Genomic DNA, 23,410 nt, shown 5'->3' on the forward strand with positions numbered 1-23,410 from the left:
AGCCTTGAAACGGGCGTTGAACTCAGCGGGCAGGCGGGGTCAATCAGGGAGAAGACTGGCGTGCAGAGGGTCTAATCTCATAGCATGCAAGGTCCGGCAGCCGTTTGCTGGTCCATGCCCGAGGAATTGCCATGCCTATTGATCCTGTTTCCCCCGATGACTCGCAATCTTCCGGCACCTCGCGCGAGTTGGATGCGCGCTCCAATGGCAACACCTGGTCGACGACATCCGCGCCAGAGGGCCATGGAGACACGCGTTTTCATCCCTTCGATGCTCTCGCGCCGGACCGTGTCGTGGCCGCTGTCGAATCGCTGGGCTTCTGGTTGCCCGGCGAGCCGTTCGCGCTGAACAGTTACGAGAATCGTGTCTACCATCTCGCCGATGATGACCGACGCCGCTGGGTGGCCAAGTTCTATCGCCCCGAGCGCTGGAGCCGTGCCCAGATTCTCGAGGAGCACGCCTTCCTGGCCGAGCTGGATGAGGCCGGTGTCCCCGGTGCCCCCGCATGGGCGAACGAGGCCGGCGAGACGCTGCATCGATTCGAAGGCTTCGACTTCGCTCTCTTCCCGCATGTGGTGGGGCGTGCCCCGGAGCTTGAATCTGCCGAGCACCTCTATCAGTTGGGTGAACTGATCGGCCGCGTGCACGCGGTGGGGCGCAAGAGCGCGTTTCGCGAGCGGGAGACGCTCTCGCCGCTGCGGATTCTCGAAGAGAGCTGCGCCAGCGTACTGGCCTCCGACTGGCTGAGTGAGCGCCAGCGCGACAGCTACCAGCGTGTCATCGAGGCGCTGCGCCCGTTGGTCGCGGAGCAGAGCTGGCCGGAAAGCGCCTTGATCCGTACCCACGGCGACTGCCACATCGGCAACATGCTGGGGCGCGATGACAGCTTCGCGCTGGTCGACTTCGATGACTGCCTGAGCGCCCCGGCGGTGCAGGATCTGTGGATGCTGTTGACCGGTCAGAGCGACCCGGAGCTGCACATGCAGCTGTCCGAGGTGCTGGAGGGCTACGAGCAGCATTGTGAGTTCAATCGCAGCGAGCTCAAGTGGATCGAGACCCTGCGCACACTGCGCATGGTGCGTCACAGCGCCTGGGTGGTGCGGCGCTGGTCGGACCCCGCCTTCCCGCAGGCCTTCTCGCACGTGGCAAGCCTGGGCTACTGGGATGACCACATTCGCAGCCTGGAACAGCAGCGCGTCGCGCTATCTGCGCCGCGTTGGCTGGCCTAGCGATCGCGACATGGCCTGGCAGTCGTGACGTGAGCTGGTAGTCGCGACATGAGCTGGCAGTCGTGACATGACCTGAAGGTCGTCGCGAGGCCTGAGCCCCTTTGGTGAAGTGAGTGACATCGCCCCTTCATGCGCCCCCATCGGTTACCGATGGGGGCGCATGTGTTGCATGGATACGACAATCGCGTGAACAGACCTGCGTTGACGGCATGCCTGAGGTAGAATCTGGCCCTGACATTGAACACGAAGTTATACGATTTCTTGCCATCTGATCGCTTGTGTATGACTTTTGTGCTTTACCCCTGCTATGCGTGCGCTAGTGCGCGCCCCTGACCGATACCATAGGCAGACGGATGACCGAAGAGATTGCCAACCACTACCGCCAGATCATCACCGCGTTGGGTGAGGATCCAGAGCGTGAGGGCCTGCTGGATACGCCCAAGCGCGCGGCCAAGGCCATGCAGTACCTGACTCATGGCTATCAACAGTCGTTGGAGGAGATCGTCAACGGCGCTGTCTTCACCTCCGATACGGACGAGATGGTACTGGTCAAGGACATCGAGCTTTACTCGATGTGCGAGCATCACCTGCTGCCGTTCATCGGCAAGTGCCACATCGCCTATCTGCCGTCTGGCAAGGTGCTCGGTCTGTCCAAGTTCGCGCGTATCGTCGACATGTATTCGCGGCGCATGCAGATTCAGGAAAACCTCACCAAACAGATCGCCGAGGCCGTCCAGCAGGTCACCGGTGCACGTGGCGTGGCCGTCGTGGTCGAAGCGCGTCACATGTGCATGATGATGCGTGGGGTGGAAAAGCAGAATTCCAGCATGAAGACGTCCGTGATGCTGGGCGCCTTCCGCGACAATCAGCCGACCCGTCAGGAATTCCTGACGTTGATCAGCTGACAGCAGAGTGAAGACGCCGCCTTTCGAGGCGGCGTTCTTGTCTGGGAGTCATCTCGCGCGTTTCCCTTGATCAGGAGTCCCTGCCGATGCCGATGCATGCCTTGCACGATGAACATCTCGATCACGATCTCGCCACCATTCGCATCAAGAATCTGCGCCTGAGAACCTATATCGGGATCAATGAAGACGAGATCCAGAACCGCCAGGATGTCGTGATCAACGTGGTGATCCGCTATCGCGCGGCACGCGCCGTGCAATTCAATCACATCAGTGAAGCGCTCAATTACCGCACCATCACCAAGCAGTTGATCCGTCATGTCGAGGAAGGGCGCTTCGCGCTGCTCGAACGCATGACCCGTGAGGTGCTGGATATCGTGATGGCGCACGAACAGGTGCTGACGGCGCAGGTCGAGATCGACAAGCCGCATGCCTTGCGCTTCTCTGACTCGGTGTCTATCACCCTGTCGGACAGTCGCGAAGCGCATGACTAGTCGGCCGGGGCAGGCGTAGAGAAGCTCAGGCGTAGAGAAGCTCAGGCGTAGAGAAGCTCAGGTGTCGAGAAGCTCAGATATCGAGAAAGTCAGGCGCAGAAGCCTGAAGAGTCGGGAGACATGATGTGATCGGGGAAATCATCCATTTCGATGATGCAGAACAGCAGGGCACCATTCGGGACGAGAAGGGCGGCGAGCACGCCTTCGATCTGGTCGGCTGGCGCGGGCGTGGCTTGCCGGGGCCGGGACTGGCGGTGGACTTCGAGCTTCGCGATGGCCGTGCAGTGCAGGTCTTCAATGCACGGATCAAGCAGCAGAAGGCGCGGCGAGTCGTCTCGATGCCGCCCGAGAGCGAGGCCGGCGAGGCGCCCGGGCCTACGGATGACGCCGCCAGGCCGCCAACGCGCAAGCGCTGGTGGCTCGCCGGGCTGGCCATCGTGGTACTAGTACTGGCAGGGTTGTGGATCTAGCGCCACGCCCGCATCTAGGCTATATCAGGTTAGTCTTGAGTAGTCTCGGTTAGCCGGGAATCACTGCCTTGACCCACAAGCACGCCTCGGGAGTCTTCATGGAACATCTCAACGATACCAGTCTGTTTCGTCCATTTGCCTATATCGACGGTGGCTGGGTAGCCGCGGATTCCGGCGAGCAGATCGAGGTCGACAATCCTGCCACCGGCGAGATCATCGGCCGCGTGCCTCGGCTGGGTTACGCCGAGACCGAACGCGCCATCGAGGCGGCGCATCACTCCTTCGCGGACTGGAAGGAGACGCCGGCGCTGGAGCGCGCTGACATCCTGATGAAGTGGTACGCCTTGATGCTGGAGCACAAGGATGATCTGGCGCAGATCATGACGCTGGAGCAGGGCAAGCCCCTCGCCGAAGCCGCCGGTGAAATCCAGTACGCGGCCAGCTTCCTGCGCTGGTTCGCGGAAGAAGGTCAGCGCGTGTATGGCGATACCATTCCGGCCGCCAAGCGTGACCAGCGCATCCTGGTGCTCAAGCAGCCGGTCGGGGTGGTGGGGGCGATCACGCCGTGGAACTTCCCGGCCTCGATGATTACCCGCAAGGCGGGCGCCGCGCTGGCCGCGGGCTGTCCGATCGTGGTCAAGCCGGCCAGCCAGACGCCGTTCTCGGCGCTGGCGCTGGCGGTGCTGGCGGAGCGCGCTGGCGTGCCGCGCGGCGTCTTCAATGTCGTGCCGGGCTCGGCCAAGGACATCGCCAAGGCGATGACCGATTCCAGCATCGTGCGCAAGGTGACTTTCACCGGCTCCACGGAAGTCGGGCGTGGCCTGATGGCAAATGCCGCGCAGCACATCCAGAAGATCTCGCTGGAGCTTGGCGGCAACGCGCCCTTCCTGGTGTTCGAAGACGCCGATCTCGATGCGGCGGTGGAAGGCGCGATGGCGGCCAAGTTCCGCAATGCGGGTCAGACCTGCGTCTGCACCAATCGCTTCCTGGTGCAGTCCAGCGTGGTCAATGCCTTCAGCGAGAAGCTGGCCGCCGCCATGAACGCCGAGCTGACCGTGGGCAATGGCCTGGAAGAGGGCGTCAAGGTTGGCCCGTTGATCGATGGCGACGCCGTCGAGAAGGTCACCGAGCACGTGCAGGATGCCCTCGACAAGGGTGCCGAACTGCTGTTGGGCGGCCATCCGCATCCGCTGGGGGGCAGCTTCTTCACGCCGACCCTGATCTCGCAGGTGACGCCGGAGATGAAGGTCGCCCGTGAGGAAACCTTCGGTCCGCTGGCGGCGATCTTCCCCTTCGAGAGCGAGGAAGAGGCGATCGAGATGGCCAACGACACCGAGTTCGGCCTGGCCAGTTACTTCTACAGCAGCGACCTCAAGCGTGTCTGGCGCGTCTCGGAAGGCCTGGACTACGGCATGGTCGGTATCAATACCGGGCTGATCTCCAACGCCGCGGCGCCCTTCGGCGGCACCAAGGCATCGGGGCTGGGCCGTGAAGGCTCCAAGTATGGCCTCGAGGAATACATGGAAACCAAGTATCTGTGTCTCTCACTTGGTTGATCCATCGTCAGTGGGTCTGCGCTGTCGATCTTTGCTTGGGCCTTGCATCCTTGAGCCTTGTCTCCTGGAGCATTGTATCTTTGAGCTTTGCATCGCTGATTGATGGCCAGCGCTCAAGGCAGTGATTGGACACGCCATCAGCTGGCAAAAAGCCCGCCCGGGGAACCGGGCGGGCTTTTTCATGCCATGCATTATCCCACCTGTCTGCGCCGAGTGTGCCTGCAACTTGGCCATGGAATTTTCGCTGCTGATGAGAGCGATCTTTCACTGTTGATGGGAGAACGGCATGCGCGAGAGGCGGGCAAGCTCGCGACAAGAGGCGCATGAATCATTGGTCGTAGAGATGGAGTGGCTCGCGCTGCGCGTGTCAGACCAAAGCGGTATATCGCGGTCTTTTGGCGCAGATCAGGGCCAAAGACAGGTGTGCTTTGTCGGCATTCTCTTACTTGTGCATATGCTTATTTACGCTACAGTCAAAGAGCGGGACCTGTGGTGATAGTCTTCAAGGATTGAAGACAGGGTGAGTGGCGTGGCGGACGCGACTCGCCCTTTTTTATTGCCGGAACTCGGCTCTCATGCCGCAACGCCCACTTCTCAACCCTCACTTCTCGGCTCGCAGGTCTCACCCCAGTGGCGAAAGCCCCATGCCCGCCACCAGGCCTTCCAGTGCATGCCGCCCGGCAATCGAGTTGCCGTAGCCGTCCAGGCGTGGTGACCAGACGCAGATGCTCATCTGTCCCGGCAGGATGGCGATGATGCCACCGCCGACGCCACTCTTGCCCGGCAGCCCCACTCGCCAGGCGAAGTCGCCTGCCGCATCGTAAAGTCCGCAGGTCAGCAACAAGGCATTGAGCTGGCGTGTCTCCAGCGGCGAGACCACTTCCTTGCCATCCAGCGGATTGACGCCGCGATTGGCCAGGAAGGCGAAGCTGCGCGCCAGTTCCACGCAGTTCATCGACACCGAACAGCTGTGGAAGTAGGTATCCAGCAGGTCATCCACATCGGAATGCACATTGCCGTAGGCCTGCATCAGGTAGGCGAGCGAGGCATTGCGTGCCTTGTGGTCCATTTCCGAGCGCGCGACCTTTTCATCGAAGCCGATATCGTCGCTGCCGGACAGACGCCTGAGCTGCTCACGCAGGGTGTTCTGGATCGAGACGATGCGCGATACCAGCAGGTCGGTGATCAGCAGGGCTCCGGCATTGATGAAGGGATTGCGCGGGATGCCGTTCTCGACCTCCAGCTGCATGATCGAGTTGAAGGCCTGGCCGGAAGGCTCACGGCCGACGCGCGACCAGATCTCGTCGCTCTCCAGGCGCTGCATCGCCAGTACCAGCGCATGCACCTTGGAGATCGACTGGATCGAGAAGCGGGTATGCGCGCTGCCGGCGTACTGGACACGGCCATCCACATGGCAGACGGCGATGCCGAACTGGTCAGGGTCGACCTGCGCCAGGGCCGGGATATAGTCCGCGACCTTGCCCTCGTTGAAGCAGCGGCTGGCATCATCGGACAGGCGTTCGAGCAGTGTCTGGAGAGCATCGGGGTCGAGTGGCGGCGTCATGGCAACCTTGAAGCAGCGGTAGAGGGAAAAGGGCGCGAAGCTGGCCGGGCCATCGTGACAACGGCGCCATCGGGCATCAGGCCGAGAGTGGCGCGAGAGGCCGGCAGGGCATTCTAGCGGATATGACCGCAGCTGGCGCGCTCGATGCCGCTGGCAGGGCGTGCCACCAGGTCGGCTCAATCGCGTGATAGTTGACGCTTATCAGCCAGGTAGTGCAAAGTGATTTCTACATGCAGTTGAGAATCGTTATTATTAGTCCATCAAGGCAGCACGCAGTTGCCTGACCCCATGACATGCGACGCGCTGAGGCTCAGCGTCTCGCTGAGTAGACCGCCCGGAGGGCAGCCAACATGATCAAGACATTGACCTTTGCCAGCATGCACTTCTCAATCGCCTTCGGTGTCACCTACCTGCTGACTGGCGATATCGTGGTCGGCGGCCTGGTCGCCATCGTCGAGCCGGCGGTCAACACCGTCGCCTTCTTCTTCCACGAGAAAATCTGGAACCGTGTCACCGCGCGCCGCCAGCAGGCTGCTGAGAGCGAGGCAAACTCGCGAAACGCCATGAGCGGGGCGGCGCTGGCGGGCTGAGGCTGCTTGCGCGTGGCAGGGATGCGCCGCAGAATCGAGCGACCTTTTCCCGGAGCTCCCCATGCTGAAGCTTGCCCCTCGCATCATCCGTGCCTCTCTTCCTGCCAGGGCCTCTTGTCCTGCCCAGCCCTCTCATCCTGCCCGCGCCCGCCAACGTCCTCTCGTCCAGGGGGCGTTGGCGTTGCTGCTGGGGCTTGCCGGCAGTCTGGCTGGCCTCGAGGCCGTGGCCGCAGACGAGACACGCGATTATCACTACAGCGACGCCCATCTGCACTTCGTGGACTTCTTCCAGCAGGGGGATGGGCTGGGGGCCTTGCTGGATGCCATGGACGAGGCACAGGTCGATCACGCCCTGGTCACGGGCATCGGCGTTGCCAAGAAATGGCAGCAGGACGCACCCAAGAAGCCACGTTACTACATGGGCGATGATGCGCCGGTCTACTGGTATTCCGGTACCGACTACATCCTGGCCGAGGCGCTGACTCGCGCGCCCGAGCCGGTACAGGCGCGTTTCTCGCCGTTCATCACCGGCTTCAACCCCACCGATCTGAACGCTGCCGACGAGATTCACCAGCTGATGGCGATCTATCCCGGCTTCTGGAAGGGCATCGGGGAGGTCTTCACGCGTCATGATGACCTGACGCGCCTGACCGAAGGCGAGACGCCGCGCGCCAATCACCCGGCCTTGATGAAGGTCTATGCGCTGGCGGCGGAGAAAGGGCTGCCGGTGATGGTGCATTCCAACATCACCAGCAAGCGGGAAGGGCATGAAGGCCTGTATCTCGAGGAATTCGAGAGTGCGGTGCGCGACAATCCGGACACGACCTTCATCTGGGCACACGCCGGGACCAGTGCCGAGCTCAATCGCCGTCTGGGGCGCATGACCTGGCTGCACGGCGAGATCGAGCGCATGCTGGAAACCTATCCCAACCTGAATATCGACCTGTCCTGGTCGGTGCTGGAACCCTACCTGCTGGATGATGAAGGGCAGCCGCGCTCGCGTTGGGTGTCGCTGGTCGAGCGCTTCCCACAGCGCTTCGTGCTCGGCAGTGACGTGGTCGGGCGCTTCGGCTCGGTGGGCGATATCCTCGCCAGCTATACGCCCTTCCTCGATGCGCTGTCGCCACCGGCAGCGCGCAATGTCGCGCGCGACAACTTTCTGCGCTGGGTCGACCTGCCGGTCGAATGACCGCGTTTCTTGTCAGATGCGCATGAAAAAGCCCCCGTCAGCGAGTCGCTGGCGGGGGCTTTTGCGTGAGCGCTAGCTTAGGTACCAGTACAGGCACCTGTGCAGGCGCTCGTGCAGGCTAGCGTTATCTGATCAGTGACGGAAGTGACGCATGCCGGTGAAGACCATGGCGATGCCGGCTTCGTTGGCCGCATCGATGACTTCCTGATCGCGCATGGAGCCACCCGGCTGGATGACGGCAGTGATGCCGGCCGCCGCAGCAGCATCGATGCCGTCGCGGAACGGGAAGAAGGCATCGGAGGCCATCACGGAGCCCGGCACTTCCAGACCTTCATCGGCGGCCTTGATGCCGGCGATCTTGGCGGAATAGACGCGGCTCATCTGGCCGGCGCCCACACCGATGGTCTGGCCATCCTTGATGTAGACGATGGCGTTGGACTTGACGAACTTGGCCACTTTCCAGGCGAAGGTCAGGTCGTTGAGTTCCTGCTCACTCGGCGCACGCTCGGTGACGACCTTGAGCTCATCACGGCCGACCATGCCCTGGTCGCGGTCCTGGACCAGCAGACCGCCGGTGACACGCTTGAAGTCGTGACCGCCGGTACGTTCGGCCGCCCAGGCATCCGCGACGTCGAGCAGGCGCACATTGGCCTTGGTGGCGATGATGGCAGCCGCCTCTTCGCTGATGCCCGGGGCGATGATCACCTCGACGAACTGACGCGAGACGATCGCCTGCGCGGTCTCGGCGTCCAGCGGCACGTTGAAGGCGATGATGCCGCCGAAGGCGCTGGTCGGGTCGGTCTGGAAGGCACGTTCGTAGGCGGCCAGGGCAGACTCGCCGATGGCGACGCCACACGGGTTGGCGTGCTTGACGATGACACAGGCGGTCTCGTCGAAGGCCTTGACGCACTCGAAGGCGGCATCGGTGTCGGCGACGTTGTTGTAGGACAACGCCTTGCCCTGCACCTGCACCGCCGTGGCGACGCTGGCCTCGGTGGCACCGTCCTCGACGTAGAAGGCCGCCTTCTGGTGCGGGTTCTCGCCGTAACGCATGTCCTGCTTCTTGCTCAGGCTGACGTTGTACTGACGCGGCAGGCCTTCGCTGCCGCCTTCGACACGCTGGCCCAGCCAGTTGGCGATGGCGCCATCGTAGGCGGCGGTGTGCTCGAAGGCGGCCACGGCCAGATCGAAGCGCGCGCCATCGCTGACGGCGTTGTCGTTGGCATCCATCTCGGCGATCACGCGGTCATAGTCCGAGGCGTTGACGACGATGGTGGTGTGGGCGTGGTTCTTGGCGCAGGAACGCACCATGGTCGGGCCGCCGATATCGATGTTCTCGATGGCGTCTTCCAGCGAGCAATCCGGGTTGGCCACGGTAGCGGCGAACGGGTACAGATTGACGATGACCATGTCGATGGGGTCGATGCCGTGCTCGGCCATCACCGCATCATCCTGGCCGCGACGGCCGAGAATGCCACCGTGGATCTTCGGGTGCAGGGTCTTGACCCGGCCATCCATCATTTCCGGGAAACCGGTGTGCTCGGACACTTCCGTGACGGCAAGGCCGTTGTCCTTGAGCAGGCGGAAGGTACCGCCAGTGGACAGCAGGGCGACGCCGCGGGCGTCCAGGGCACGAGCGAATTCGACGATTCCGGTCTTGTCGGAAACACTCAGGAGGGCGCGACGGATGGCTTGGGGCTTGGCTTGCATGATGCTCCACTCGTGGATCAACAAAAAGACGCCGGGGCACCTGTAAAGGTGCCCCGGCGGGGTCAGATCAGATCAAACTGCTTGAGCTTCTTGCGCAGTGTGCCTCGGTTGAGGCCCAGCATGTCGGCGGCGCGGGTCTGGTTGCCCTGCGCGTGGGCCATCACCGCCTCCAGCAGCGGCGCCTCGACCTCGGCCATCACCATGGCATGCAGGTCGGTGACCTGCTCGCCATCCAGGTGGGCGAAGTAGCGCGCCATGGAGTGCTCGACGGCCTCGCGCAGGGTCTGATGGTGCCGCACGGGCGTCATCAGGGTGGCCTGGCTTGCGTCGTCGGGTGAAAGAGGGTGCCTGCTGGTCATGCTGCGTGACTTCCTTGCGTCTCGGTGCGGGCGATGCCTTCCGGCTCGCCGAACAGGCGGGTCAGGAACTGGCGCTGTTGTTCCGGCTCCTCGAGGGGATTGAAGTGGCGCTTGAGCTCACTGCCATCCTCCCGCGTCGCCAGATACCAGCCCACATGCTTGCGCGCGATGCGCGTTCCCATGTAGTCACCGTAGAATTCGTACAGGGCCTCGAGGTGGGTGCGCATCACGAGGGCGCGCTCCGCATCGCTCGGGCCACAGGCTACCTGGCCGGTGGCCAGGTAGTGATTGATCTCGCGGAAGATCCAGGGATTGCCCTGGGCCGCACGGCCGATCATCACGGCGTCGGCGCCCGTATAGTCAAGCACATGTCGCGCCTTCTCGCCGCTGTCGATATCGCCATTGGCGAAGACCGGAATCGACACCGCGGCCTTCACGGCGGCGATGGTGTCGTATTCGGCCTCACCGGTATATTTCTGCTGGCGAGTGCGACCATGCACGGACAGCGCCTGGATGCCGGCGTTTTCGGCCATGCGCGCGATGGCGATGGCGTTGCGCGTTTCTTCGCACCAGCCGGTGCGCATCTTGAGCGTGACCGGCACGTCCACGGCGCTCACCACGGCATCGAGAATCTCGCCGACGAGCTTCTCGTCGCGCATCAGGGCAGAACCGGCGGCCTTGTTGCAGACCTTCTTGGCCGGGCAGCCCATGTTGATGTCGATGATCTCGGCACCCATCTCGGCGTTGAGCGCCGCGGCCTCGGCCAGCATGGCGGCATCACCGCCGGCGATCTGCACGGCACGCGGGCCGGGTTCGCCGGCATGGTTCATGCGCGTGCGGGATTTGACGGTATTCCACAGCCGCTTGTCACTGGTCACCATCTCCGATACCACCAGCCCGGCGCCCAGCTCACGACATTGCTGTCGGAACGGGCGATCGGTGACACCGGCCATCGGGGCCAGAATCACGCGATTGGGAAGCTGATGTACGCCGATGTGGGGCAGGTCGGCGGGAAGCGGGGTATCGGTCATGGGTCTCGTGTCATGCGAGTGGTGTCAGGCGCGCGAGCCGCTGTCGTGTCAGGGGTTCGCGGGGGCGTCATAATACCTAGAGCGCCGCAGGGTTTGAAGGGCTATTTCATCCACAATGCGTCGCGGATGCGTTCTCCCTGCGCGGCTGCGGCGCTCATGGCATGGCTCATGGCGTGGCTCAGCCCATCAGTGGACGCTGACCATTGAGGCGTACCCAGCCATCGCGCTCGGTGGGCTCTTCCATGATCAGGCCGGCCTCACGATAGGCGTCGAGCACCTCTCCCGCCTGGGGCGCGAGAATGCCGGAGAGCGCCAACAGGCCACCCGGGGCGACGCTGCCCGCGATCTGCGGGGCCAGTTCGACCAGCGGGCCGGCCAGGATGTTGGCGACCACGATCTGATAGCCCGCGTCCGGCAGGCGGTCCGGGTAGCACAGGGTCAGCTGATCGCTGACGTCATTGCGCTGGGCGTTCTCGCGCGAGGCCTGCAGCGCCTGCGGGTCGATATCGGTCCCCAGCGCATCCACCGCGCCGAGCTTGAGCGCGGCGATGGCGAGAATGCCGGAGCCGCAACCGAAGTCGAGCACGCTGTGCTGGGCGAGCTTGCCATCGACGGCCAGCCCATCGAGCCATTCCAGGCACAGGGCGGTGGTCGGGTGGGTGCCGGTGCCGAAGGCCAGGCCGGGGTCGAGCATCAGGTTGACGGCGTCCTGCTCCGGCGCATCGTGCCAGCTGGGCACGATCCACAGGCGCTGGCCCATCTTGAGCGGCTCGAAACCGTCCATCCATTCACGGGCCCAGTCACGGTCCTCGAGGATCTCGACCTCGATCTCCGGGCAGGGCTCATCGGGAATCAGCGCCGCCCAGCCGGCCTTGACCCGCTCGCGCATGGCCTCGATGCCTTCGGTACCATCCCACAGGCCAGTGAGGACAGTCTCGCTCCACAGCGGCGTGCTGCCGAGGTCCGGTTCGAACAGCGGTTGGTCTTCAGCATCCTGCAGCGTGATGGCGCAGGCGCCTTCTTCCATCAGCAGATGCTCGAGAATCTCGGCGTGGTCGGGGGCGATACGCGCCTTGAGTTGCAGCCAGGACATGGTGACTCCTGTCGATGGGCGATAAGAAAGGGGAGGAGGGCACAGACGACAGAAGGGCAGCCGAGGCCACCCTTCTGTCGTGCGTCTATCGGCAACCAGGTCACCGATCTCAAGCGGGGCGTCTTACAGGCCCAGCTTCTTCTCCAGATAATGGATGTTGACGCCACCTTCCTGGAAGCCGGCATCACGCACCAGATCCTTCTGCAGGTCAGTGTTGGTCTTGATACCTTCCACCAGCAGCTCGTCGAGGGCATTGCGCATGCGCGTCAGTGCGATCTCGCGGCTCTCGCCCCAGGTGATCAGCTTGCCGATCAGGGAGTCGTAGTGCGGCGGAACGGTGTAGCCGGAGTACAGGTGCGAGTCCATGCGCACGCCCAGACCGCCCGGCGCGTGATAGAGCTCGACCTTGCCCGGAGACGGCATGAAGGTGCGCGAATCCTCGGCATTGATGCGGCACTCGAAGGCGTGACCGCGCAGCTCGATATCTTCCTGCTTCACGGACAGCGGCAGGCCGGAGGCGATGCGCAGCTGTTCCTTGACGATATCGATGCCAGTGACCATTTCAGTCACCGGGTGCTCGACCTGAACACGAGTGTTCATCTCGATGAAGTAGAAGCCGCCGTTCTCGTACAGGAACTCGAAGGTGCCGGCGCCACGGTAGCCGATCTCGATGCAGGCATCGGTGCACGACTTGAGTACCTTGGCACGCGCTTCTTCGTCCAGCTGCGGCGCCGGTGCTTCTTCCAGCACCTTCTGGTGACGACGCTGCAGGGAGCAGTCGCGGTCATACAGATGGATGGCGTTGCCCTGGCCATCGGCCAGTACCTGGACTTCGACGTGACGCGGGTTCTGGAGGAATTTCTCCATGTACACCGTGCCGTCGCCGAAGGCCGCTGCCGCTTCACCCTGGGTGATGCTCACCGAGGACAGCAGGCTGGCCTTGGAGTGCACCACGCGCATGCCGCGACCACCACCGCCAGCGGCGGCCTTGATGATCACCGGATAGCCGATGCGCTCGGCGATGGCGTACATCTCGTCTTCGTCTTCCGGCACCGGGCCATCAGAACCCGGCACGGTCGGAACGCCGGCCAGCTTCATCGCCTCGATGGCCGCGACCTTGTCACCCATCATGCGGATGGTGTCAGCGCGCGGGCCGATGAAGGCGAAGCCGGAACGTTCGACCTGTTCGGCGAAGTTGGCATTTTCCGACAGGAAGCCGTAGCCCGGGTGGATGGCGTCGGCGTCCGTCACCTCGGCGGCTGCGATCAGCGCCGGGATGTGGAGATAGGATTTGGCAGAGGAGGCCGGGCCGATGCACACAGCTTCATCCGCCAAGCGGACGTGCATCAGGTCGCGGTCGGCCTTGGAGTGCACCGCTACCGTCTTGATGCCCAGTTCCTTGCAGGCGCGAAGGATGCGAAGGGCGATCTCGCCGCGGTTGGCAATCAGTACCTTGTCGAGCATGGTGACGTGTCCGTTGGGATCAGGAAATGACGATCATGGGCTGGTCGAATTCAACCGGCTCGCCGTCTTCGATCAGAATGGCTTCGACGACGCCATCCTTGTCGGCTTCGATCTGGTTCATCATCTTCATGGCTTCGACGATGCAGACGGTATCACCTTTCTTGACGCTCTGGCCGACTTCGATGAAGGCCTTGGAGCCCGGCGCCGGAGAACGGTAGAAGGAGCCGACCATCGGGGAATTGATGGTGTGACCCTGCGGCGCAGCCGGTGCTGCCGGAGCGGCCGGTGCTTCAGCGGCGCCAGCGGCTGCCGGAGCGGCCTGCTGCATCGGCTGCTGCTGCATCATCATCGGGGCCTGCATCATCGGCTGCTGGGCGAAGCCCTGCGGATGGCGGCTGATGCGAACGGACTCTTCGCCTTCCTGGATCTCGATTTCGCTGATGTTGGACTCTTCGAGCAGCTCGATCAGCTTCTTGACCTTGCGGATATCCATGAAATTAATCCCGATGTAAATGTGGCTGGAAATGGGGGTGTGCAGCCGTGATAGCGGCGGCTGCGGGCGACAGCCCCGACGGCTGTCCCGACCATGGCGATGGCCGGTGAATCCTGGTATCAGGCAGTGATGAGGCCTGATGGCGGTGCGTGAATACCGCTCTGGACGTGCCCTTACTGCGCGAGATCGTCCAGGGCGGCGTCAAGCGCCATGTCATAGCTTCGAGCGCCAAAGCCCATGATCACGCCGCGTGCCACATCGGAAAGATACGAATGGTGGCGGAACGGCTCGCGGGCATGGGTGTTGGAAAGGTGCAGCTCGATGAACGGGAGTGCGACGCCGAGTAGCGCATCGCGCAGCGCAACGCTGGTATGGGTAAAGGCCGCCGGATTGATCAGGATGATGGCGGTGCCATCTTCACGGGCAAGGTGGATACGCTCGATCAGCACATGCTCGGCGTTGGACTGCAGCCAGTCCAGCTGATGGCCGGCCGCGCTGGCGCGCTGGACCAGACGCTGGTGGATATCCTCCAGCGTGGTGGTGCCATACACCTCGGGTTCACGGGTCCCCAGCAGATTGAGATTGGGGCCGTTGAGTACCAGGATGCGCGCCATGAAAGTCCCTTGTGTCAGCCGTGCTCGAGCACCAGGCTCATTGAGCTGTTAACCCATGAAGAAAATGCAAAGATACCGTCACTATCCACGACGTTTACCTATTGAGCGCAGGCTGTTGCCGTAGTGACGCGGATTCTGCCGAAATTCTCGAACGCTGTCCAGTTTGGCACTGAACCGAAGATTTTGCCGCATTCTTCGTCCTCGCGTGCGTCTCGGCAGCAACTGCCCCGCGCCGGGCCTGTGGCAGACACGCCGCTCAGTTCGCGCGCTGTGACGTGCCGCGCAGCTGATCCAGCACCGCTGTCAGGTGTTGGCCGAGCTGGCTGGCGTTGACCTCCCCCTGGATGCGCGCCGCCGTGAGCTCGCGTTCATCGGCGAAGAACAGCAGGCTAGGAGGGCCGAACAGGCCGAATTGCTTGAGCAGTGCCTGGGTCGCGGCCCCGGTACTGGTGACGTCGGCGCGAATCAGGTGGAACTGGCGCAACTGGCTGGCGACTTTGGGGAAGACCTCGCGCTCCATCACCTTGCACGAGATGCACCAGTCGGCGTAGTAGTCGACGAAGACCGGCTGGCCGCGGCTGGCGGCCAGTGCCAGCTCATGTTCTAGCTCGCTCATGTCGCTGACGGTGGTGAAGTCCAGTGACGTCTCGGCGGCCTGCCCGGATGATGTGCCGCCAGTGAAGGGGGCCAGCGGGCGCAGCGGGTCGCTTGCGCCGCCTGCCACGCCCAGCAGGCTGATCATGCCCCAGCCCAGCGCGACCAGTCCCAGTGCCTGACGGGCACGCCCCCAGCCTCGGGTCTGTGCGCTGAGCGCCCCCAGAGCCACGCCGGTGCCGATGGCCAGAATGGCCCAGCCCAGCACTGCCAGAGAGGCCGGCAGCAAGCGCTCCACCAGCCACAGCGCCACCCCCAGCAGCAGGATGCCAAAGGCCTGCTTGATGCCCTCCATCCAGCCGCCGGCCCTGGGCAGCAGGCTGGCGCCGAAGGTGCCGACCAGAATCAACGGCACGCCCATGCCCAGCCCCAGCGCGAAGAGTGCCAGTCCGCCGGTCATGGCATCGCCACTGGCGGAGAGATAGACCAGCGCACCGGCCAGAGGTGCCGAGACGCAGGGCGATACCACGAGTACCGATAACGCGCCTGCCAGCGCCAGGCCGCCGGGGCCGGCATTCATCAGCCGTCCTTGCAGTGTGTCGAGACGCGAATGCATGCCGCTGGGCAGGCGTAGATTGAAGGCGCCGAACATGGCCAGCGCGAACAGCACGAACAAGGCAGCAAAGGGAATCAGGACGGCCGGCGCCTGCAGATGCGCCTGCAGGTTGAGCCCCGCGCCGAACAGTCCCATCAAGGTGCCGGCCGCGGCGTAGGTCAGGGCCATGCCCAGGGCGTAGCTCGTGGACAGCAGCAAGGCGCGCGGGCGGCTGGGGCGCTGGCCGACGATGATTGAACTCAGGATCGGAATCATCGGCAGCACGCAGGGCGTGAAGGTCAGGCCGAGTCCGGCGAGGAAGAACAGCCCCAGAGCCGTCAGCAGGCTGGCGTCCGCGAACAGTGCGCTGAAGCCGGCATCGGTGCCGCTGATCGGGGCTGTTGTGGTGCGACTGTCCGTCGACGCCGTGGTATCGCTCGACTGGCTGGCGGTCGGCATCAGCTGCGCGAAGGGGGCAGGGGCACTCTGCTCACCGGCCTGTAGCGTGACGGTCTCCGGCGGATAGCAGAGCCCGGCATCGGCGCAGCCCTGGAAGGTGATGGAGAGCGGGATCGGGCCGCTGGCCGGTGTGTCGTCACGCACTGCCTTGCCAGAGGAGGCGCTGGTCAGCGGGATGCGAATGACCAGCGCATCATGGAAGACATGCACCTCGCCCATGTAGGGGTCGTTCTTCAGCTCTCCCGGCGGCAGGTCGGCGTCGCCCAGCACGACCTGGTCGCTGGTGGTCGAGAAGCTGAACTGATGCCGATAGAGGTAATAGCCTTCGGCACTGGTGAAGCCGACATACAGGGTGTCGCCCTCGCGCCAGCTGCGCGGCTTGAAGGCTTCACTGACCGGCAGGAAATCGCCCTGATTGCCGCCGCCGAACAGGCTGGACGCTGCACCGTTGGAGCCGCTGCCGGCGTTTGAACTTGAGCCTGAGCCTGAGCCGAACAGACCGGCATTGGCGGGCAGCGCCGTCATCGCCTGTGCGACCACCAGCGCGATTGCCAGCAGGGTTGCCAGCAACTCAGGGCCCAGCAGGCGTGAGAACGCGGAGGGGCGTGCGCGGCCCGTTGGCAGCGCCATGCTGACTTTCAAGAACGAACGAAGCACGAAAGCATCCTTATACAGTGCCGAAAGAACATCCTGCAGGCCTCGAGGCACCGCAGTCTCGCGCCGCCATCATCCTGCTCGGGGGCGAGCGCTGGATCGAGAGCAGGCCCATCATCGCCGCGCACGACTTGCACGCGGATGAATGTGCCACCATGTAGCAGACATCCGCTCGTGTGAGGGCGTGTGAGGACATATCGGGCTCGAGTGGTGAAGCCGCCTGCGTGGGTGGCAGTCTGGTACTCGGCTCGTACCGCGGTTCGGTCCACGGCCGGGCCCGTGACCCGGCCCGCAATCCGGAGCGCATCGCACCTTGTCACAGAACCGGCACTTCACCGAGTGCGACTGGCACGTGCAGGGGCGCATGATAGGATAGGACGTACGTCATGAGTACCTGCGCTGGATGCATCGGCGCGGCTCACATCCGTTCAGGCAGGTCTGACTCGTCTCTCACACGGCTTTTTCTACAAGGCTTCATACAAGGAAGAACGCATGGCCCTATTCGGTAAAGGCAGCAAGCGCGGCGCCAATCGCGATGTGCTGGAAACGCCTCAGTATGGCTGGATCTGGAAACCACTGATCGGGCTGTTCGTCATTTACCTGCTGGTCTGCGTTGGCCTTGGTATCTACTGGAGCAGTGAACCGGACGAGTTCAACATCGATCAGGCCACGCGCACCGAACTGGCTCGCGTGCATGGTCTGGCCGCTCCGGTGGCCAAGGTCGAGGGTGAAGAGCCGGCACCGGCTTTCGAGACCCTGCCGACAGGCACCGCGACCGTCGCCACCCTGATGAAACTCAACGATACCCTGCTGCACAAGCCGGGCGGTTATCTCAAGAATGATGTGGCGCCGCCGGGGCTGATGCTCGACAACATGCCCAACTGGGAATATGGCGTACTGGTACAGGTGCGTGACATGACGCGTGAGCTGCGCAAGGAATTCAGCCGCTCGCAGTCCCAGTCCAGCGATGACAAGGCGCTGGGCAAGGCCGAATCCCTGCTGTTCATCGATGCCAATGCCTGGATGCTGCCGGAAGCCGAGCACGAATATGCCGACGCCAACCGTGAGCTGGGCGACTACCTCAAGCGTCTGAGCGATGACACCCAGAACAACGGCCAGTTCTACGCGCGTGCCGACAACCTGGTGGCGTGGCTGTCCGATGTCGAGAATCGCCTCGGCTCCCTGTCCCAGCGTCTGTCGGCGAGTGTCGGCAAGTCGCAGCTCAACCTGAGCCTGGCCGGCGACAAGAGCGCCACCTCGGCCAAGAGCACCCAGACGGAAGAAGAGATCAAGACGCCGTGGCTCGAGATCGACGATGTCTTCTATCAGGCACGCGGCACCTCCTGGGCGCTGATCCATCTGCTCAAGGCAGTGCGTCATGACTTCCAGGGCGTGCTGGAAGACAAGAACGCGCTGACCTCCATCGACCAGATCATCCGTGAGCTGGAAGCGACCCAGACCGATATCGGCAGCCCGATCATCCTCAATGGCTCCGGCTTCGGCTTCTTCGCCAACCATTCGCTGGTGATGGCCAACTACGTCGCGCGTGCCAACTCCGCGATCAGTGACCTGCGCAGCCTGCTCGAGAAGGGCTGATCCCGTGACGCCCGCTGCCGCCTGAGGGTTCTCCTCACCGGTGTCGGGCGTGAGCCGGAAACGAAAAAGCCCCCGTCATTGACGGGGGCTTTTTTGCATCGTGATGCCTGAATCGCGCATCACTTCAGAAGGACTCAGTCCTTCTGGTAGGCAGCGGCTGCCTTCTCGATCGCGGCACGGGCGGCATCAGCACCGTCCCAGGAATCGATCTTGACCCACTTGCCTTTCTCGAGATCCTTGTAGTTCTCGAAGAAGTGCGCGATCTGCTGACGCAGCAGTTCCGGCAGATCAGTGACTTCCTGGACGTCGTCGTACAGGGAGGTCAGCTTCTGGTGCGGGACGCAGACCAGCTTGGCGTCTTCACCGGCTTCGTCGCTCATGTTGAGCACGCCGACCGGACGCGCACGGATGACGCTGCCCGGAGCGACCGGATACGGGGTCACGACCAGTGCGTCGAGGGCATCGCCATCGTCGGCCAGGGTGTTCGGGATGTAGCCGTAGTTGGCCGGGTAGAACATCGGGGTGGCCATGAAACGATCCACCATGAGCGCATCGATGTCCTTGTCGATCTCGTACTTGATCGGCGCGTGATTGGCCGGAATCTCGATCGCTACGTAGACGTCGTTCGGCAATTCCTTGCCAGCGGGGATCTTGTCGAAACTCATTGTCGAGTCCTTGGGTTTGCGGGTTGAAGGCCTGCGGGTCAAAATTCCGCTGAATTATACGAACTGGCAGACCGTTTTGCCATTATGCCACGCTCGATCGCCTTGCGTTGCACCAACGAGTGGTGGCACTGCAGGCTGACTCGGGTAACACTTGGGGCCGTCCAGCGCGGCGCAACGGCGATTGTGCGTTCAGCATCGGCTGGCGCTGCGTCACCACCGCATGCATGAAACGTAACGGCAGGATCGAGACGCAAGGAGACCGCCTTGGCGGATGCAGAGCTTTCACTCAGTTACGGTCAGGCCTTCGTGGCTCCCGACCGCAAGCGTCATCGCAGCTCGATGTCGCTGGAGATACCGCTGGAGCGCGGCCCGCTGGCGGCCAAGGGCGGCTGTGCGCTGATCGCCGACACCACCAGCAAGAACGCGATTGCCAAGCAGGCCGGCGACCTTGCCGTGCGTGGCTTTCTGGCCGATTACTTCGCCACGCCCGACAACTGGAGCGTCAAGTATTCCGCGACCCGCGTGCTGCGGGCGCTGAACAGCTGGTGCTACAGCCAGAGCCGCTTCGTGCGGGGCGGCAGTTACGTGACCTCTATTTCCGCCGTCGTCTTCCGGGGCCAGTCGGCGCATCTGTTCCATGCCGGCGACACGGTGGTCTTCCGGCTGCGTGGCGGCGAGTTCGAGCAGATCTCGCGCGACCATGTCACCGATCTCGGTGGCTATCGTTATCCGTCGCGGGCACTGGGCATGGATGTCAGCCTCGACATCGACTACATCGAGCTGCCGCTCAAGCAGGGCGATATCTTCCTGTTCACCACCCAGGCGGTGCGCGGCACCCTGCTGCCTTCCGATTTCGTGTCACTGATTCGCGATGACGTCTCGGATCTCGATGCTGCCAGTGAGCGCCTGGCCCATGCCGCGGCGGACCGCGCCGATGAGCGCGGCTACACGGCCGACCAGTTCTGCTTCCAGCTGGTGCGCATCGATCGCCTGGCGACTGCCTCTGACGATACGCCGGGGCGCGTCTATGGCGACCTGCCGGTGCCGCGTGAGCTGGAGCCGGGCGACCGCATCGATGGCCTAGAAGTGATGGAAGTCATGTCGCGCAGCGCGCGGGTGCGCGTCTACAAAGTGCGTGACCTCAAGAGCCGGCGCGTGATGGTGATGAAGGCGCCCAGCCCGGAGCTGTCGCTCAAGAATGCCTATCTCGAGCACTTCCTGCTCCAGCAGTGGGTGGTGGACCGCGTCAGCTCGCCCTTCGTGGTCAAGGTGGTGGAGCCGTCACGTCCGCGTGATCATCTCTACTATCTGCTCGAGCATCTGGAGGCGCAGACACTGACCGAATGGGCGCGCATGCACCCGCAGGCCAATCTCGAGCAGCGTCTCGATATCGCGCGCCAGCTTGGCAAGGCCGTGCACGCCCTCAATCGTCGTGAGGTGCTGCACCAGCTGATTCACCCCGACAACGTGATGATCGATCGTCATGGCAAGGTGGTACTGGTCGATTTCGGCGCCTGCCATCTGCGTGAAGGGGATGGCCATGAGAGCGCCGGTCCGCTGGCGCGTCAGGTCGGCCTGACCGAACACAGCGCGCCGGAATATGCCCTTGGCGCCGATGTCAGTCGTCGCAGCGATCAGTATGGCCTGGCCTCGGTGATCTACTGGCTGCTGACCGGCATGCAGCCCTACGCCCAGTCGATGGAGCAGCTGCGCACCCATACCGACCTCGAGTTGCTGGAATATCAGCCAGCCCGCATGCGCAATCCTCAGGTGCCACAGATCCTGGACGACGCCCTCAGGCGCGCCCTGGACCCGCAACGCACCCTGCGCTATCGCCGCCTGTCTGAGCTGCTTTACGCGCTGCGCCTGCCGCAGCAGGACCCCGGCAAGGCGCTGACGCCCTCGGAGGCGATACGTGAACCGGCCAATTTCTGGCAGGGCGTCGCCGGCATTTTGCTGTTGCTGCTGGTGCTGTCCTGGCTGCTGAAGTGAGCGCAGAGCCTGATGGCGCTCAAGGCCATGGTGGGAAGAAGAGGTGTATGGGACAGACCGCGATCGTGATCGGGGCGACCGGCGTGGTCGGGCGCGAGGTGGTGGCTGAGCTTATCACCTGCGAGGCCATCGCCCGAGTCATCACGCTGACTCGCCGGCCGGTGCCTGGCGACTCTGACAAGGTCGAGAACCATGTGGTCGACTTCGCGCGACTGGAAGACTGGGCCGATTGCTTCCAGGCAGACCTGCTGTTCTCGTGCCTGGGCACCACGCTCAAGCAGGCGGGATCGCTCGAGGCCCAGCGGCGTGTCGATATCGATCATCAACTGAGTGCCGCTCGGCTGGCGGCTGCCCAGGGAGTGACGCACTACCTGCTGGTCTCCTCCAGCGGCGCCAATCACGCGAGCCGCAATGGCTATCTCAGGATGAAGGGCGAGCTGGAAGTGGCCATCAAGGCGCTGCCTTTTGCGCGTATCAGTGTCTTCCAGCCGTCATTGCTGGTGGGGAAGCGCAGCGAGTTCCGCCTGGGCGAGACGCTGGGTCGCTATCTGTTGCCGTTGCTCACCCGCTTGCCGGGCCTGCAGCGCTATCGCCCGATCCGTGGCACTCAGGTGGCGGCGCGTATGGTCGAGGTCAGCCAGCGTCAGCAGCAGGCGCATGCGGTGTACCGGCTGGAGGAGGTGTTTCCCCGTACCGCCGCATGACAACTGACCGCCATCAAAAAGCCCCGCACAGTTGCCTGTGCGGGGCTTTTTTACACTCGCTTCACTGTCAGCAACTGGCCGTATCAGCGCCGGACCAGTCAGGCGCATCAAAGTCAGGCGATCAGATCGTGAACGGTGTCAGCTTCTTCTCGACCTTGGCCAGCGTGAGCCTGGCGACCGCCGGCAGACCATTGACGAACGGCGGGAAGTCCTCACCCTGGATCAGCGGCGACAGATATTCGCGGCAGGCGTCGGTGATGTAGAAGCCATCTTCGGTGATGAACTCGAGCGGCATGAACTTCTCGTGGTTGGCGATCTGCTCCAGCGGCGCCTCGATGATGTCCCAGGCGTAGTCAGCGCCATCGCCGAGGCGACGGATCGCCGGCATCACGGCATTCTTGCCGGCCAGCGCCATCTCGACGGCGGCACGGCCAGTGGCGTAGGCCTGCTCGACGTCGGTCCTGGAGGCGATGTGACGCGCTGCGCGCTGCAGGTAGTCGGCCACCGCCCAGTGGTACTTGTAGCCCAGGTCCTGCTTGACCATGCCGGCCAGTGTCGGCGCGACGCCGCCCAGCTGACGGTGGCCGAAGGCATCGGTGTTGCCGGCATCGGCCAGGAAGGTGCCATCTTCGTAACGCGCACCTTCGGAGACCACCACCACGCAATAGCCGTGTTCCTTGACGCAGGTATCGACGCGCGCCATGAATTCCTTGCGGTGGAAGGCGACTTCCGGGAAGACGACGATGTGCGGCGGCTGGGTGGCATCCTCACCGGCCAGGGCGCCGGCAGCGGCGATCCAGCCCGCGTGACGGCCCATGACTTCCAGGATGAATACCTTGGTGGAGGTGGCGCACATGGAGGCGATGTCGAGACCGGCTTCACGGGTGGAGGTGGCGATGTACTTGGCCACGCTGCCGAAGCCCGGCGAGTTGTCGGTGATCGGCAGGTCGTTGTCCACGGTCTTCGGCACGTGGATGGCCTGGATCGGGTAGCCCATGGTCTCGGCCAGCTGGGAGACCTTCAGGCAGGTATCGGCGCTGTCGCCGCCACCGTTGTAGAAGAAGTAACGGATGTCGTGGGCCTTGAACACCTCGATCAGACGCTCGTACTGGGTACGGTGGTCCTCGATGCTCTTGAGCTTGTAGCGGCAGGAGCCGAAGGCACCGCCCGGCGTGTGGCGCAGGGCGGCGATGTTCTCGTCGCTTTCCTGGCTGACGTCGATCAGGTCTTCGGTCAGGGCACCGATGATGCCGTTGTGACCGGCATACAGCTTGCCGATCTGGTCGCCGTTTTCACGAGCGGCTTCGATGACGCCACAGGCACTGGCGTTGATGACGGCGGTAACGCCACCGGACTGGGCGTAGAAGGCATTGTGCTGGGGCATGGGCTTCTC

The 23,410-nt window shown here is 63.5% G+C and carries 21 protein-coding genes; 10 read left to right on the plus strand and 11 right to left on the minus strand.

The window, feature by feature from the left end:
• Positions 1-131: 131 nt before the first annotated feature.
• The 5 genes from R2R70_RS00795 to R2R70_RS00815 all read left to right on the plus strand — a co-directional run bounded on the left by R2R70_RS00795 (position 132) and on the right by R2R70_RS00815 (position 4,651).
• Positions 132-1,229, plus strand: a complete 1,098-nt coding sequence (locus R2R70_RS00795; RefSeq protein WP_084589292.1) for a serine/threonine protein kinase — start codon at positions 132-134, stop codon at positions 1,227-1,229.
• Between the two features lie 353 nt (positions 1,230-1,582).
• Entirely contained in the window at positions 1,583-2,134 is a 552-nt protein-coding gene (gene folE, locus R2R70_RS00800) for a GTP cyclohydrolase I FolE (protein ID WP_043332418.1), read from the plus strand.
• 86 nt (positions 2,135-2,220) lie between these two features.
• Positions 2,221-2,625 (plus strand): dihydroneopterin triphosphate 2'-epimerase, encoded by a 405-nt coding sequence (gene folX, locus R2R70_RS00805; protein WP_043332416.1) that lies wholly within the window; start codon positions 2,221-2,223, stop codon positions 2,623-2,625.
• Positions 2,626-2,750: 125 nt separating this feature from the next.
• Positions 2,751-3,095, plus strand: a complete 345-nt coding sequence (locus R2R70_RS00810; RefSeq protein WP_410976975.1) for a hypothetical protein — start codon at positions 2,751-2,753, stop codon at positions 3,093-3,095.
• A 98-nt stretch (positions 3,096-3,193) separates the two neighbouring features.
• Entirely contained in the window at positions 3,194-4,651 is a 1,458-nt protein-coding gene (locus R2R70_RS00815; RefSeq protein ID WP_410976976.1) for an NAD-dependent succinate-semialdehyde dehydrogenase, read from the plus strand.
• A 622-nt stretch (positions 4,652-5,273) separates the two neighbouring features.
• On the opposite strand, the gene glsB is transcribed toward R2R70_RS00815, so the two are convergent.
• Positions 5,274-6,215, minus strand: a complete 942-nt coding sequence (gene glsB, locus R2R70_RS00820; RefSeq protein WP_054555045.1) for a glutaminase B — start codon at positions 6,213-6,215, stop codon at positions 5,274-5,276.
• Between the two features lie 350 nt (positions 6,216-6,565).
• Here glsB and R2R70_RS00825 point away from each other — a divergent pair, with 350 nt between their 5' ends.
• Positions 6,566-6,805: a DUF2061 domain-containing protein gene (locus R2R70_RS00825; RefSeq protein ID WP_410976977.1), complete on the plus strand. Its 240-nt coding sequence runs from the start codon at positions 6,566-6,568 to the stop codon at positions 6,803-6,805.
• 61 nt (positions 6,806-6,866) lie between these two features.
• A complete protein-coding gene (locus tag R2R70_RS00830) occupies positions 6,867-7,994 on the plus strand; it encodes an amidohydrolase family protein (RefSeq protein WP_410976978.1) in 1,128 nt (375 codons plus the stop codon).
• Between the two features lie 132 nt (positions 7,995-8,126).
• Here the strand turns inward: R2R70_RS00830 and purH are convergent, their stop codons facing one another.
• The 8 genes from purH to dsbD all read right to left on the minus strand — a co-directional run bounded on the left by purH (position 8,127) and on the right by dsbD (position 17,063).
• Entirely contained in the window at positions 8,127-9,704 is a 1,578-nt protein-coding gene (gene purH, locus R2R70_RS00835) for a bifunctional phosphoribosylaminoimidazolecarboxamide formyltransferase/IMP cyclohydrolase (RefSeq protein ID WP_410976979.1), read from the minus strand.
• Positions 9,705-9,766: 62 nt separating this feature from the next.
• On the minus strand, positions 9,767-10,063 hold the full coding sequence (gene fis, locus R2R70_RS00840; RefSeq protein WP_043331993.1) for a DNA-binding transcriptional regulator Fis: 297 nt from the start codon (positions 10,061-10,063) through the stop codon (positions 9,767-9,769).
• Entirely contained in the window at positions 10,060-11,094 is a 1,035-nt protein-coding gene (gene dusB / locus R2R70_RS00845; protein ID WP_410976980.1) for a tRNA dihydrouridine synthase DusB, read from the minus strand. Before dusB ends, fis begins: the two co-directional genes overlap by 4 nt.
• 178 nt (positions 11,095-11,272) lie before the next feature.
• Positions 11,273-12,187: a 50S ribosomal protein L11 methyltransferase gene (gene prmA, locus R2R70_RS00850; RefSeq protein ID WP_043331989.1), complete on the minus strand. Its 915-nt coding sequence runs from the start codon at positions 12,185-12,187 to the stop codon at positions 11,273-11,275.
• Between the two features lie 123 nt (positions 12,188-12,310).
• Entirely contained in the window at positions 12,311-13,651 is a 1,341-nt protein-coding gene (gene accC, locus R2R70_RS00855; RefSeq protein ID WP_043331987.1) for an acetyl-CoA carboxylase biotin carboxylase subunit, read from the minus strand.
• 19 nt (positions 13,652-13,670) lie between these two features.
• Positions 13,671-14,144: an acetyl-CoA carboxylase biotin carboxyl carrier protein gene (gene accB / locus R2R70_RS00860; RefSeq protein ID WP_043331985.1), complete on the minus strand. Its 474-nt coding sequence runs from the start codon at positions 14,142-14,144 to the stop codon at positions 13,671-13,673.
• A gap of 173 nt (positions 14,145-14,317) precedes the next feature.
• Positions 14,318-14,758: a type II 3-dehydroquinate dehydratase gene (aroQ, locus tag R2R70_RS00865; RefSeq protein WP_043331983.1), complete on the minus strand. Its 441-nt coding sequence runs from the start codon at positions 14,756-14,758 to the stop codon at positions 14,318-14,320.
• A 256-nt stretch (positions 14,759-15,014) separates the two neighbouring features.
• Positions 15,015-17,063, minus strand: coding sequence for a protein-disulfide reductase DsbD (dsbD, locus tag R2R70_RS00870; RefSeq protein WP_410976981.1), 2,049 nt, complete (start codon positions 17,061-17,063; stop codon positions 15,015-15,017).
• Positions 17,064-17,552: 489 nt separating this feature from the next.
• Here dsbD and R2R70_RS00875 point away from each other — a divergent pair, with 489 nt between their 5' ends.
• Positions 17,553-18,656, plus strand: coding sequence for a DUF2333 family protein (locus tag R2R70_RS00875; RefSeq protein ID WP_043331981.1), 1,104 nt, complete (start codon positions 17,553-17,555; stop codon positions 18,654-18,656).
• Positions 18,657-18,790: 134 nt separating this feature from the next.
• Here R2R70_RS00875 and ppa read toward each other — a convergent pair whose 3' ends face one another.
• Positions 18,791-19,321 (minus strand): inorganic diphosphatase, encoded by a 531-nt coding sequence (ppa, locus tag R2R70_RS00880; RefSeq protein ID WP_043331979.1) that lies wholly within the window; start codon positions 19,319-19,321, stop codon positions 18,791-18,793.
• Between the two features lie 264 nt (positions 19,322-19,585).
• Here ppa and R2R70_RS00885 point away from each other — a divergent pair, with 264 nt between their 5' ends.
• Together R2R70_RS00885 and R2R70_RS00890 are read left to right on the plus strand one after the other, a co-directional pair.
• Positions 19,586-21,313: a bifunctional protein-serine/threonine kinase/phosphatase gene (locus R2R70_RS00885; RefSeq protein ID WP_043331977.1), complete on the plus strand. Its 1,728-nt coding sequence runs from the start codon at positions 19,586-19,588 to the stop codon at positions 21,311-21,313.
• A gap of 47 nt (positions 21,314-21,360) precedes the next feature.
• Positions 21,361-22,017: an NAD-dependent epimerase/dehydratase family protein gene (locus R2R70_RS00890; RefSeq protein WP_107335367.1), complete on the plus strand. Its 657-nt coding sequence runs from the start codon at positions 21,361-21,363 to the stop codon at positions 22,015-22,017.
• A 121-nt stretch (positions 22,018-22,138) separates the two neighbouring features.
• Here R2R70_RS00890 and R2R70_RS00895 read toward each other — a convergent pair whose 3' ends face one another.
• On the minus strand, positions 22,139-23,401 hold the full coding sequence (locus tag R2R70_RS00895; protein ID WP_107335366.1) for a 6-phosphofructokinase: 1,263 nt from the start codon (positions 23,399-23,401) through the stop codon (positions 22,139-22,141).
• Positions 23,402-23,410 lie beyond the last annotated feature (9 nt).

The sequence above is a fragment of the Cobetia sp. SIMBA_158 genome (assembly GCF_046566945.1).
GTDB classification, from domain to species: domain Bacteria; phylum Pseudomonadota; class Gammaproteobacteria; order Pseudomonadales; family Halomonadaceae; genus Cobetia; species Cobetia amphilecti.

Excerpts from the sequence above, each read along its gene's own strand:
- R2R70_RS00795 (WP_084589292.1), top strand. The coding sequence starts at position 132 with ATGCCTATTGATCCTGTTTCCCCCGATGACTCGCAATCTTCCGGCACC.
- folE (WP_043332418.1), top strand. The coding sequence starts at position 1,583 with ATGACCGAAGAGATTGCCAACCACTACCGCCAGATCATCACCGCGTTG.
- folX (WP_043332416.1), top strand. The coding sequence starts at position 2,221 with ATGCCGATGCATGCCTTGCACGATGAACATCTCGATCACGATCTCGCC.
- R2R70_RS00815 (WP_410976976.1), top strand. The coding sequence starts at position 3,194 with ATGGAACATCTCAACGATACCAGTCTGTTTCGTCCATTTGCCTATATC.
- glsB (WP_054555045.1), bottom strand. The coding sequence starts at position 6,215 with ATGACGCCGCCACTCGACCCCGATGCTCTCCAGACACTGCTCGAACGC.
- R2R70_RS00825 (WP_410976977.1), top strand. The coding sequence starts at position 6,566 with ATGATCAAGACATTGACCTTTGCCAGCATGCACTTCTCAATCGCCTTC.
- R2R70_RS00830 (WP_410976978.1), top strand. The coding sequence starts at position 6,867 with ATGCTGAAGCTTGCCCCTCGCATCATCCGTGCCTCTCTTCCTGCCAGG.
- purH (WP_410976979.1), bottom strand. The coding sequence starts at position 9,704 with ATGCAAGCCAAGCCCCAAGCCATCCGTCGCGCCCTCCTGAGTGTTTCC.
- fis (WP_043331993.1), bottom strand. The coding sequence starts at position 10,063 with ATGACCAGCAGGCACCCTCTTTCACCCGACGACGCAAGCCAGGCCACC.
- dusB (WP_410976980.1), bottom strand. The coding sequence starts at position 11,094 with ATGACCGATACCCCGCTTCCCGCCGACCTGCCCCACATCGGCGTACAT.
- prmA (WP_043331989.1), bottom strand. The coding sequence starts at position 12,187 with ATGTCCTGGCTGCAACTCAAGGCGCGTATCGCCCCCGACCACGCCGAG.
- accC (WP_043331987.1), bottom strand. The coding sequence starts at position 13,651 with ATGCTCGACAAGGTACTGATTGCCAACCGCGGCGAGATCGCCCTTCGC.
- accB (WP_043331985.1), bottom strand. The coding sequence starts at position 14,144 with ATGGATATCCGCAAGGTCAAGAAGCTGATCGAGCTGCTCGAAGAGTCC.
- aroQ (WP_043331983.1), bottom strand. The coding sequence starts at position 14,758 with ATGGCGCGCATCCTGGTACTCAACGGCCCCAATCTCAATCTGCTGGGG.
- R2R70_RS00875 (WP_043331981.1), top strand. The coding sequence starts at position 17,553 with ATGGCCCTATTCGGTAAAGGCAGCAAGCGCGGCGCCAATCGCGATGTG.
- ppa (WP_043331979.1), bottom strand. The coding sequence starts at position 19,321 with ATGAGTTTCGACAAGATCCCCGCTGGCAAGGAATTGCCGAACGACGTC.
- R2R70_RS00890 (WP_107335367.1), top strand. The coding sequence starts at position 21,361 with ATGGGACAGACCGCGATCGTGATCGGGGCGACCGGCGTGGTCGGGCGC.
- R2R70_RS00895 (WP_107335366.1), bottom strand. The coding sequence starts at position 23,401 with ATGCCCCAGCACAATGCCTTCTACGCCCAGTCCGGTGGCGTTACCGCC.